This window comes from Levilactobacillus fujinensis (assembly GCF_003946335.1).
Lineage (GTDB): Bacteria > Bacillota > Bacilli > Lactobacillales > Lactobacillaceae > Levilactobacillus > Levilactobacillus fujinensis.
Genome location: NZ_RHNX01000020.1, coordinates 44,295 through 55,386, shown reverse-complemented (window position 1 = coordinate 55,386; position 11,092 = coordinate 44,295). Strand labels below are relative to the sequence as shown.

Here is an 11,092-nt window from a genome sequence, read left to right as displayed (position 1 = left end):
GAACTCAAACGTATATTTCTTCATAAAACCACCTCAAAATTATTAGTCTTTCTGTCTAATAATTTTACGGCACTTCATTTCGAACCGCTTACACCAAGTCACAAGACTGAACGCGTCAAAACACTCATTATGACTGTTGTCACAACGATACTGGGCCTAAAATTAGGCAACGCTGTCCAACCATCATCTTACCGGCTGACGCTTTTCCGGCTTACATCGTGGGACACCTGAGAGACGCCTGAACTTGGTGGCTTTCAGGCGAGTCGAAAGCCCGTCCTTTGGCTGGAGGCATTCCTCCATAGCCAGCGGAATCCCTGGTAGCCGGAGTACGGCTGTTTTCACTAATTTAGCCGTGATAATTCCTACTGTCACAAGAGCAACGCAAATATTTTGGCTTGACATATCACCACATGTCTTTAGTCAGTTAACTTAAAATAAACCGGTCACATTGCGGGAATGGCAATGTGACCGGTTTATTTATTAATCAAATTCAGTTTAGAGAAAGGACCCTAGTGGTGATCAAACATGTAACCACCAGCTTTTAGCCATGAACCCCCAAGGACACCTTCGCGTACCGGGTCATCTGCCCCATGTCCCAGGCTGGCTCCCAAACGAGATCAATATCACAGTGTTCGACACCGTCCACTGACAATGCGGCCGCTGTGATCTGGTCATTTAGCAGATCACTTAAGGGGCACCCCATCGTGGTCAACGTCATTTTAACAATACATTTATCGCCTTCAACGGTGACCCCATAAATGAGGCCTAAGTTCACAATATCAATCGTCAATTCTGGGTCAATGACCCCTTCTAACGCAGTCATGACAGCTTCTTCAACCTGTTCATTTTCAGCCATTCTAGTTTCCTCCTCTGACAGAAAAGCCGATAGCCAGTTTACCAGCTATTGGCCCTCCGTCTGTTGCTTTTCATTTTTAAGTCATTGGTGCCGGGTTGAAGATGCAGATATCGTTGTAGAGCTTCAAACGTTCTGCGGCTGGCTTTTCACCACTAGCGACATCCAAAATGAAGTTGAACAATTCCGTCCCGAGTTCTTCAACGGTCAAATCACCCGTTGCGACCTTGCCGGCGTTGATGTCGATCAAGTCGCTCCAGAATTCCTTCAGGTCAGTCCGCGTGCAGACCTTGATGACGGGCGCTGCTTGCAGGTTGTAAGGCGTGCCTCGGCCCGTAACGAAGACTTCCAGGCCCATCCCAGAAGCCAGTTGCATTGGTCCAGTCGTAAAGTCTCCAGCTGGCGTGGCATTGAAGATCAACCCACGTTTCGTTGGAATTTCACCGGCACTGACCACTTGGGAAATCGGTGCGGTCCCAGACTTCGCAATGGAGCCCATGGACTTTTCAACAATGGTGGATAACCCACCTTTGCGGTTACCTGGCGTTGGGTTGGCTGAACGGTCAACACCGCCCTTAGCCAAGTAGTTATCGTACCAAGACATTTCCTTAACCAGCTTATTACAGTTAGGTTGGTCTGGAATCCGTTGCGCAATGAAGTCGACCCCATCACGAACTTCGGTAACTTCGGAGAACATCGCAGTCCCCCCACCGGCAACTAACAGGTCGGACGCATACCCAGCGGATGGGTTGCCAGTCACACCGGAGAAGGCATCACTCCCACCGCATTGGAACCCAACGGATAGCTTCGACAATGGTTGTTCTGTCCGTCGATGGGTTTCCAAAACGGCCAATTTCTTATCAGCCATTTCCATAATAGCCGTGATCATTTTTTCAAAGCCCTTGTAGTTCTGGAGATACAAGAGGTTATCGTCATTAATATCTTCTGGGTCTAAGATTCGGTCTGGCGTCAACTTTTCACAGCCTAAGCCAACGACCATGATTTGACCACCAAAGTTCGGGTTCTTCACGATATTTCTGATTTCACGAATTGGGACCTTGGCTTCGGGTGCGTCAATGGCGACCCCACAACCGTACTGGTGACTGACAACCGTGACGTCATCCACGTGCGGATACTTCGGTAAAAGTTCCTGTTTGATCCGATCTACGGCAATCTTTAAGACCCCAACCACACATTGTACCGTGGTTTGAATCCCCAAAATGTTCCGCGTGCCGGCATACTTGTTCCCCGGCACTTCGTAGCCCATAAACGTGGTTCGTTTCGGCTTCGGTAAATCCTTACGAATGTTCGTACCATAAGTCAGCTTGTTCAAATCTGGCGACGGTGGTAATTCCAGACTGGTTTCATTGATCCAGTCCCCCGCCTGAATATCGCTCTTGGCATAACCCAGGACGACACCGTAACGTAAGACGGCATCACCCTTGGCTAAATTAACCAGGGCAATCTTATGGGCTTGGGGAATTTCGTCGTTGACGGTAATGTCGCCTTTAATCTTGTCCCCAACGTGTAAATCGTGGACCGCAATGGCAACGTTATCGTTTGGGCGCATTTTCACAACATGTTTGAGCATGGATGCAACCTCCTCAGCTTAGAAACAACTGTTAAATTTGGGATTTTTCCCTATGTAACACAGTTTTACTGCTCGCTTCAAAGCCAGCAGCAGGGTCGCCACCGTCCTTTTAAGCGCTTTCAACTTTACAACTACAATGTTAATTCCTTCACGTGATTGGAACAAGAGACAATCCGGCAAGGTTTTTGGCAAAACTTTAGTCAAATCAACAACGGGGTGTTTGCACGCCTTCTCTACGGGGTGGTCTCATTGCCTACCCCTCAGGTTACCGCGAGCCGCCAAAAATCACGGGTTAGTCCCAACATTTCATCCTAACTTATTTTCTCCTCGTGTACGATACTTTCCGTCCGTTCCTTTTATTGTAAGCATTCAGCGCACTCACCGCGACTAATCATCTAACCCGTGTAGTAATATTACATAGATGGGCACAAAACAGTAATGACAATGATATTGCCCCGCAACTATTCTGTAACCCAAAACGACTATCTTAGTAACTGAAGAGAATAAAAATTTACATATGAGGGATGGCAATATTCGATGAAAATCAAACAAATTAGTTTGGCCGTAGCATTTGCTGCAGCCGTCGTACCGGCTCTGAGCGTCGGTACCACCGCTCACGCCAACAGTACCAATACGATTCTCAGCACAACGTCCATGACAAATACGGCTTACGTCCGCAAGAGCACGACCGGGTGGACCTACAACCTAGGCGGAACGGCTAGCAACATGAGCTTTGGCAAGAAGACCCACTACCTGAAAAATTATCCCAACACCACTTGGCATGCAACGCAGAAGCGCTACATCGTTAAGAAAAATGGTGTCAAATACCTTTACTACTACGTCACCAACGGCCGGGGGACCGCGTCTGGCTGGATCTGGCACGGTTACCTGACGCCTAAGAGCTACGCGCACACCAACACGACCAGCGTCTCAACCACTGGTAACGGCACGTATGCCTCGATCCTGAGTGCAGCCAAGTCGCAGTTAGGAAAGCCCTATGCGTATGGGGGTAATGGTCCCAGTGCATTTGATTGCTCCGGTTTCACCAAATATGTCTTTAGTAAGGCCCTCGGGCAGACACTCCCCCGCACTGCCCAACAACAGTACAACAGTTACACTCACGTCAGTGCAGCTAATGCCCAGCCTGGCGACCTGATTTTCTTCGGCACTAGCGCGGCGGCTATCACGCACTGTGGGATCTACCTTGGCAATAACAAGATGATCGACGCCCAATTGAACGGCGTCATCACCGAGGCCACTAACGTTTCTTGGTGGCATACGGTCGGTTATTCACGGCCAGCCACTTTGAGCTAAGCCCAGATAGTGATCCATTGCATCGCCACGATTTTTAGTGACAATAATATTTCGACATCAATTCAGCACGCTGAGATTGTCTGTAAGCCAGACGATTTTAGCGTGTTTTTTCATCACCAAAAAGTTTTGTCACTGAAAATGGTCGTACACCGGCTGCCAAGGATTGCACTTACCGGGGGAAACACCACTAGTAAAGAGCCGACCTCAAGTTATGTTCGGCGCAATTTCAGTCCCTAGCGACTAGCAGGTAAGGCGAGGCAAGATTGCCTAATTTTAAGCACAGTATCACAGTGATAACCGTCATAGTAGGCATTGGGAAACTCACAATCCTTAGCTTCATCTCTTCAGAAATTGTGTCACGGGCCTGGAACACAGCCCCGGACTCCTTTGGTATTTCCGAATCTACATAGTTGAAACGCAGGACAGCGATCAACGCATTGATTATACCTTAATGCAAACGTTTACAAAACCGCAAAAAACAGCTAGACTTTTCAGTAAGACAAGTCAGCTAATTAACAGCTTGCCGGTTAATTCAATCTTAGATTAAGGAGTCTGACAGCATGAACGAACCCTTATTTCTACGCCCGGTGTTTCACGAAAAAATCTGGGGCGGCACCCGATTACATAGTAGATTCAACTACGACATTCCCTCGGATCAGACCGGTGAGTGCTGGGGAATCAGTGGTCATCCCAATGGTCTGACTCACGTCATGAACGGTCCCTTTAGCGGCATGGCACTCGACTCATTATGGCATCAGCACGCCGAACTTTTCGGCCACAAAGATACTAGCGGCGCTTTTCCTCTTCTGGTCAAAATTCTGGATGCTCACAACAACTTATCTATTCAGGTTCATCCCGCCAACCAGTACGCGGCGATCCACGCCCACGAGTTGGGGAAGACGGAATGCTGGTACATCATTGCAGCGGACCCGGGGGCTGTCCTGTATTACGGCCATAACGCAACCAGCCGGCAGCAGCTCACCAACTGGGTTGCTCAAGGGAACTGGGATAAATTATTGCGTGAAATCCCGATTCACGCTGGCCAGTTTGTCTACGTCCCAGCTGGTACCATTCATGCTCTGGGAAAAGGGGTCTTGGCACTCGAGACCCAACAGAGTTCCGACACGACTTACCGCCTCTACGACTTTGACCGCATCTCGCCTAAGACCCACCAGAAGAGACATTTGGATATTGCTGATGCCCTCAACGTGATCAGTGTCCCTCAAATCGACCCACAGTTGAAACGTACGACAACCACCAAGGAGGGCGCGACCCTCACGACATTTATCAAGAGTCCTTACTTTGGTGTCTACCAATGGCTTTTACCAAACGGAACATGTCACTTCGATCAACCCCAGACCAGCTTCACCCTGGCTTCCGTGCTCCACGGAACTGGGAGCCTTGGCATTGCTGGTACCGCTTATCCGTTGAAGACCGGCGATCACTTCATCTTGCCTTCTACGATTCAGCACTGGACAGTGACTGGTGAGGCACTAGAGATCATTGCCTCAACGCCTGGCCCTAAAATTGTCTAACTATGATACAGAGTGGGACATAACGAGCATTAACGTGATAACAGGAATTATGCCTGATTTTGGCATAACTTTTACTATCACGTTAAGCGCAATAAACTGCCTTATGGTGCACGTTTCAGCACCATAGTGGCATAAATAAAAGTTGCTGCTTTCAGAATTTAACGATTCTGAAAGCAGCAACTTTTAGAGTTAATCTTAGTATATTTAAGTCAATAGTCTTCTACTAAGCTGGTGAAACGCCCAATTTGTTGCCGCCGTTTAAAACCTTGAAGAAACTAGCGAGTTCCTTTTTCCGATAAGCAGCGGGAACGAATTCACGAATGGTTTCTAAGTCAAACCCAGTCGCTAACTTGTTACGATCGACCACGATTGGATTCTTCAAAATCCCGGGATTCTTTTGCAAGAGATCAACGAGTTCGTTCATCCCCATGTCTTGAACGGAAGCAGGAAGGGCCTTATAAGCCTTAGACCGGGTCGAAATCAAATCGTCGGTCCCCTCTTCGGTCAGAGACAACATGTAAAGAATCTCGTCTCGCGTTAATGGTTGTTTTTTAATGTCACGGGCGGTGAAAATGGCATCGTGGTTGGCAAGCCACTTCATAGCTTTAGTAACCGCCGTTGTTTTAGCATGAAAGTACATTTTAATCATATAGAATCGCCCTCCATTTGTTTGTCTTCGATGAGGTACTTCAGATTAGCACTCTTTTTCTTGAGTGCTAATTATGTTAATCATTGTACACCACATTAGGAAATGATGAAACCCATAACTCTCAGTATCGCGTACCTTTTAATACTTTCTCAAGAAACTCACTGATTAGCGATTATCTATAAACCCTAACTCTTCAGGCTTAAACTCACTTTAACAGGTGAATGCACCGGTTTTGCGACCTAAATTTGATTTTTTTTTGAAGATGCTAAATGTTGCTCTATTAGTATTGTAACAGCTTACATTATTTTTTGAGTTGACGCAAATCAATTCTACGATTTTTCGTTAAAAAGGTTCTGACTGAACAAACTGACGAATTCTGACTAAACGCTGTCGGCCCAGTTGCCAATCAGCCACAGCACATTAAAATCAGTAGAGAACGTGTCGCAAAAGCGAACAACTCACCTTAGCAGCCAGTAAGCTAGGCTCTCAATCCGGATCATTGCGCCCTGACACTAACAGTACCGACCAACTGCCTTTTCTCCGATCCAGCAATAGCGTTGGAAGACATCAAAAAGGAGTCTGGGGATTGTCCCAAACTCCTTTCACAGATTATCAATTATGAATTCAAGTCAAACGCCAGTGCCCGCGTCCAGAGGCCGTTTGCCAGCTGGTAGTAAGTCGTGACGTCACCGTTAGAATCCGTTCGCTTCGTTCGGTGCGTAATCGTCACCCGCCGTTCAGCAATATCTGCTGTGGTCCCCTTAGCCTTTGCTAATTGTGGATCATTGAACGGTAGAGAGTATACCGGATAGATCTTCATCAAGTTCAAATCCCGATCGTAAACTTCGGTTTCAAACTTGTCAAAATCCAAAGCACCAGCGCGAATCCAGTACTTCGTCGTTGCATTCTTACTGAAACGAATTCGGTACCATTTACCAGTATCGGCCGTAGCTCGCATATCAACATAAACCCGCTTGTTCTTCAAACTCTTCCAGTCATATTTCATAATGTTCCAGTTCTTATGACCACGAATATGATTGTACAACGAGTAGGTCTTGTAGTTGCTTGCCAGTTGCGCGTGTTGCGTGTTCAAACCGCTGACATACGCTTCACTCTTGTTGGTCTGCTTACGCTTCTTCAACTTTTGTGAGGTGGTTGGCTTTGGTTTAGGCTTGCTGCTATTTGAAGCCGTGTTATCAACCGTCGTGTCAGTGATCGTCTGCTGTGACGTCACACTCGTTGAGACGACCTTGCCCACAGTAATCTTGTTCTTAGAGATGCTCATCCCGGAACCCGTCAATGGGAAGTTTCCTTCCACGAAGGTTGACCCCTGACGTTGCGTGGTGACATTATTATTTTGAATCGTCACCCCAGTCATCGGATTAGTGGCGTCCGCCGTGTCGAGATAAACGTATTGTTTCGTAGGATTAACGTTGGTAAACGTATTATCCGTTACGTTTAAATTTGACATCTTGTAATCAGGTTCGGAATTGTACAGGTAAATGTAGGTTCCAGAACCTAACACATGTTGATTGATGAACTTGTTGCCGGTAATCCAAAGGTTAGACACACACTTAAAATGAATCGTTGCTACCCCATTAGATAACAGTGGTTTAGGATCAACGACCGTATTATTAGTGAAGTAGACATCGTGAATAATCCCAGCGGCACCGTGACCGTAGACTGCGTGTTCACCAATTGGATTTGGCGCATAAGAATCGACCTGCCCGGACTTCTTTGAAACTGGCAAAAATTGGTTATTGTCGACCTTCACATCGTAACTTGGTAAGTTATCGTACTGATCGCCAGGATTTTTATGCGACATCGCCTTCTTGTTTGAGTAATCAACTTGGATGGCTTCCTTAAAATCTTGGGAACCGTTGAAACCCGTAAAGACGGAGTTCGTAATGTCCACATTGTGGCTACCATCAATATCGATGTAGTGCCCAGTTGGTGATTCGGCGTTATCAAACACACATTTATCAAACGAAATGTTCTTAGCGTGGTGAATGCTTTGGGTAAAGACACTTTGTCCAGCCGCAGTATTATCACCTTGGAACGTTGCACCTTGCCACGTTACATTATTAATCCCGCCATCGTAGCCCGCTTCTGGACTAGGATACACGAAATTCACCCGGTTGCCATTAGTGATCCGGAAAACAGCACCTTTATCAAACTTAAAGGTCATGTTACCGTGTAAGACAATGTTGCCGGCGTCAAATAGATACGTTCCCTTCGGAACATGCACCGTAACGGCCCCATTGTCCCACTTGTCGATCAGCTTCTGTAGAGCGTCGTTGTTACTCGTCTTGGAATCACCCGTCATGCCTTGATGAACGGCATTAACAGTCGTATCAGCGTAAGCAACAGTTTCCCCAGTGGTCAGTCGTGGTGTTACTGAATTGACATTTAGTCCCAGTAACGTTGCTCCCACAGCAACCGACACGAACAGGCCAAGTTTTGCCCTCAATTTCAAAAAATCCCCTCCAGTTCCAAATTCTTTCCATCGGTTCCATTATAAGCTAAGACATGAAAGCGTTGGGTCATCTTAACCTAATTGTTACACGATTGAAAGATTCCGGACGTAAAGGGGAATCAAATTTTAATTGTAAATTAACTTTATCTTACATTAATTTGGCGATATCGTCATGTAAACCGTTTAAACGCGTAACCACTTGGCCACGTACTTGCGTGTAAACTTTAACCCCGTCTGGCGTCAGCTTCAGATTATGTTGGCGACGATCCACTTGTGACGCGATGCTTTCAATCAAACCAGCCCGCAGTAACCGTGAGATCTGGCCAGAGATCATCGACTTAGAGACGCCGATCTGACCGGCGAACTTTGTCGGTGTGAAATCTTCTCGTTGATCGGTGATCGCGTGTAGCAGATTAAATTGTTCCAGAGAAATTGTAATATCCTCCGTTTTGATAGTCGTTACTGGCCGCATAATTTTTTGGAGTTGTGAAAACCATTCCAAGGATTGGTTTAAATCGTTAGTTTGCGTCATTAAATTACTCTTCCTTTCCACATTAAAGACTAAGGGGGCCAGAACCAGTAGCTGTTACTATTCTGACCCACTAACCATTTATTATAGCCCTTATTTTCAGTCTTTATGTTACCGATTCATTAATAGTTTATAGCATTACGAATGAAAAAACTAGTGATTGCAATCAATTTATTATATTTACCCCAAACTACGGCATTGAATTCCCCGTAGCAACCCCTTATGATTAAAGTTAACAATATTTAAACTTTAACCAACTGAGGGAGACTGGTATGACACAGATTAAAATGATTGCAACCGACGTCGACGGAACATTTCTAAATGACCAACGACAGTACAACCACGAGCGGTTCTCAGCGCAACTTGCGCGCTTAAAGGCCGCTAACATTCGCTTCGCGGTCGCCAGTGGGAACCACCTTGGCCACTTACACAAGGTTTTCGCTCCCACCCCCGCTGTGCAGACGTTTGTGGCCGAGAACGGCGGTCTGATCGTTGATCACCATCACACGTTGTTCGAGGCCCCAATGCCAACAGATGTGGCCCACGCTGTTGTGGACGCCCTGATGACTGACGCCACCCTGCGACCCCACGCCTTCCGCTTATCCGGTGCTCATGGGACTTACGTGAGTCGCGACAGCAAGCCACTCGACCTTGACGCCCAGAACTACTTTTTCGACAATTTAGTTACAGTCGACGACCCCCGAAACGTCAACGATACCATCTACAAGGTCAATGGTGAGTGGCCTCACAGCTCGGTCCAACACGTTGTTGACCAGCTAAACACACGGTTTGCCAACCAAATTCACGCGACCCCCAGTGGCTTTGGTAGTATCGATATTATTGCCCCGCACATGAATAAAGCCGTCGGTGTCACCCAGCTCGCACAATCTTGGGGAATCGATTCCAGCGAAGTTGCGGCCTTCGGGGACAACGGGAACGACAAAGAAATGATCGCGCACGTTGGTCTCGGTATCGCAATGTGTAACGGTACCGAAGCAGTCCGCAGTGTTGCCGATCTGATAACCCCGACCGATAATAACCATGATGGGGTATTAGACGTTATCGATTCCATCTTAGCAGATAAAGTTTAAAGTCACCTAAACCTTTCAGTCATTGACCTAATTTGGTCGGTGACTTTTTTAATTCACCCATAGTAACTGGGCCACCAGCTGATACATCTGCCGAGCCGAATGTAATCGGCCGTGACCTAAACCCGCAATGTGATGTTCATCATAGCGAATCGCGCTATCAGCAACAATCTGCCGCAGGGCCGTGACTTGCTGAACCGGAACAGAGCCGTCCGTATGCCGTCCAGGAAGCGTGCCATAGACGTTGAACAGCTGGGCTTGCTCGTTAGCCCGCAATTGATGCCGCGCAGCTCTTAGACGCTCAAACGTGGCATCTACGGGGTGTTGGGCCGTGCCTTCATCCACCGGCGCGCCCAACAGGACCAATCGGTTTAACCGCGGAATATCCGGGGATGGACCGTGTAAGACCAGACTGTTCACGGCCGCACTGCCACCCCAGGAATGCCCCACCAGATTGTATTGACGAACGCCATACTGCCGATAGAGGTCCCTGAGAATGGCCGTGATCCATTGAATTTGTGGCTGATAGTCACGCGTTAAGCTATGATCAAACAACACCTGAATCAGAGGATTCGTAGCCTGTGAATCCCAGCTGCCAGAAAAATGACGTCTACCGGCCCAATCGACTCGAATCGTAGCGATCTTGTGCCCATATCCATGCCGCGCAAACCAGCGTAACATGCCATTATAGGTAATCGCACCACCACCCCACCCTGGAATGAACAAGGTGGGTATCGCCGCATAGTGGACGTCTGGTCGCTGCGTTACTAAAGGTTCTGGTCGTCCCGGCCGAGTCACCCACCGAACGCCCAGCCAACTCGACAGGCCCAGCGTCACTGCCACATGCCATTTTTTGATCATCTCAAAGCCCCCAGTAGCTCACCTATTATGCCAGTTATTTTGATTGTGTACAAGTGAAAATTAGTTCAGTCAACATTTATGCTAGTTAACCTTTGTCAACTGAAATTTATCCGCATAAAACTGGCAGTCACGAAATGGCGTAATCATTGGTAATTTAATTGGTTTTGCGCAAACTAACCGCTAATTATTGATTTTT

9 protein-coding genes are annotated in these 11,092 nt (G+C 47.3%); 3 read left to right on the top strand and 6 right to left on the bottom strand.

Annotated features, from left to right (window positions below):
- Window positions 1-541: 541 nt before the first annotated feature.
- The gene (locus EKM89_RS08415; protein WP_125687573.1) at window positions 542-856 is read right to left on the bottom strand and encodes a metal-sulfur cluster assembly factor; all 315 of its coding nucleotides are present in this window, start codon (window positions 854-856) and stop codon (window positions 542-544) included.
- A 76-nt stretch (window positions 857-932) separates the two neighbouring features.
- Complete coding sequence (locus tag EKM89_RS08410; RefSeq protein WP_125687571.1) at window positions 933-2,444, bottom strand: UxaA family hydrolase; 1,512 nt, start codon at window positions 2,442-2,444, stop codon at window positions 933-935.
- 537 nt (window positions 2,445-2,981) lie between these two features.
- Between EKM89_RS08410 and EKM89_RS08405 the strand changes: the two genes are divergently transcribed.
- The gene (locus EKM89_RS08405) at window positions 2,982-3,758 is read left to right on the top strand and encodes a C40 family peptidase (RefSeq protein ID WP_125687569.1); all 777 of its coding nucleotides are present in this window, start codon (window positions 2,982-2,984) and stop codon (window positions 3,756-3,758) included.
- Between the two features lie 560 nt (window positions 3,759-4,318).
- Window positions 4,319-5,293, top strand: a complete 975-nt coding sequence (gene manA, locus EKM89_RS08400) for a mannose-6-phosphate isomerase, class I (protein WP_125687568.1) — start codon at window positions 4,319-4,321, stop codon at window positions 5,291-5,293.
- A 223-nt stretch (window positions 5,294-5,516) separates the two neighbouring features.
- Here the strand turns inward: manA and EKM89_RS08395 are convergent, their stop codons facing one another.
- The 3 genes from EKM89_RS08395 to EKM89_RS08385 all read right to left on the bottom strand — a co-directional run bounded on the left by EKM89_RS08395 (window position 5,517) and on the right by EKM89_RS08385 (window position 8,950).
- Window positions 5,517-5,942, bottom strand: coding sequence for a Spx/MgsR family RNA polymerase-binding regulatory protein (locus tag EKM89_RS08395; protein WP_125687565.1), 426 nt, complete (start codon window positions 5,940-5,942; stop codon window positions 5,517-5,519).
- Between the two features lie 616 nt (window positions 5,943-6,558).
- On the bottom strand, window positions 6,559-8,418 hold the full coding sequence (locus EKM89_RS08390; RefSeq protein WP_125687563.1) for a glycoside hydrolase family protein: 1,860 nt from the start codon (window positions 8,416-8,418) through the stop codon (window positions 6,559-6,561).
- A gap of 148 nt (window positions 8,419-8,566) precedes the next feature.
- The gene (locus tag EKM89_RS08385; RefSeq protein WP_125687562.1) at window positions 8,567-8,950 is read right to left on the bottom strand and encodes a MarR family winged helix-turn-helix transcriptional regulator; all 384 of its coding nucleotides are present in this window, start codon (window positions 8,948-8,950) and stop codon (window positions 8,567-8,569) included.
- A 269-nt stretch (window positions 8,951-9,219) separates the two neighbouring features.
- Here EKM89_RS08385 and EKM89_RS08380 point away from each other — a divergent pair, with 269 nt between their 5' ends.
- On the top strand, window positions 9,220-10,038 hold the full coding sequence (locus tag EKM89_RS08380; RefSeq protein ID WP_125687560.1) for a Cof-type HAD-IIB family hydrolase: 819 nt from the start codon (window positions 9,220-9,222) through the stop codon (window positions 10,036-10,038).
- 48 nt (window positions 10,039-10,086) lie between these two features.
- On the opposite strand, the gene EKM89_RS08375 is transcribed toward EKM89_RS08380, so the two are convergent.
- Entirely contained in the window at window positions 10,087-10,896 is an 810-nt protein-coding gene (locus tag EKM89_RS08375; protein WP_125687558.1) for an alpha/beta hydrolase, read from the bottom strand.
- Window positions 10,897-11,092 lie beyond the last annotated feature (196 nt).

What these genes read in the sequence shown, in the direction of transcription:
- EKM89_RS08380 (WP_125687560.1), top strand. Translation starts at nt 9,220, where the DNA reads ATGACACAGATTAAAATGATTGCAACCGACGTCGACGGAACATTTCTA.
- EKM89_RS08405 (WP_125687569.1), top strand. Translation starts at nt 2,982, where the DNA reads ATGAAAATCAAACAAATTAGTTTGGCCGTAGCATTTGCTGCAGCCGTC.
- EKM89_RS08415 (WP_125687573.1), bottom strand. Translation starts at nt 856, where the DNA reads ATGGCTGAAAATGAACAGGTTGAAGAAGCTGTCATGACTGCGTTAGAA.
- manA (WP_125687568.1), top strand. Translation starts at nt 4,319, where the DNA reads ATGAACGAACCCTTATTTCTACGCCCGGTGTTTCACGAAAAAATCTGG.
- EKM89_RS08385 (WP_125687562.1), bottom strand. Translation starts at nt 8,950, where the DNA reads ATGACGCAAACTAACGATTTAAACCAATCCTTGGAATGGTTTTCACAA.
- EKM89_RS08375 (WP_125687558.1), bottom strand. Translation starts at nt 10,896, where the DNA reads ATGATCAAAAAATGGCATGTGGCAGTGACGCTGGGCCTGTCGAGTTGG.
- EKM89_RS08410 (WP_125687571.1), bottom strand. Translation starts at nt 2,444, where the DNA reads ATGCTCAAACATGTTGTGAAAATGCGCCCAAACGATAACGTTGCCATT.
- EKM89_RS08395 (WP_125687565.1), bottom strand. Translation starts at nt 5,942, where the DNA reads ATGATTAAAATGTACTTTCATGCTAAAACAACGGCGGTTACTAAAGCT.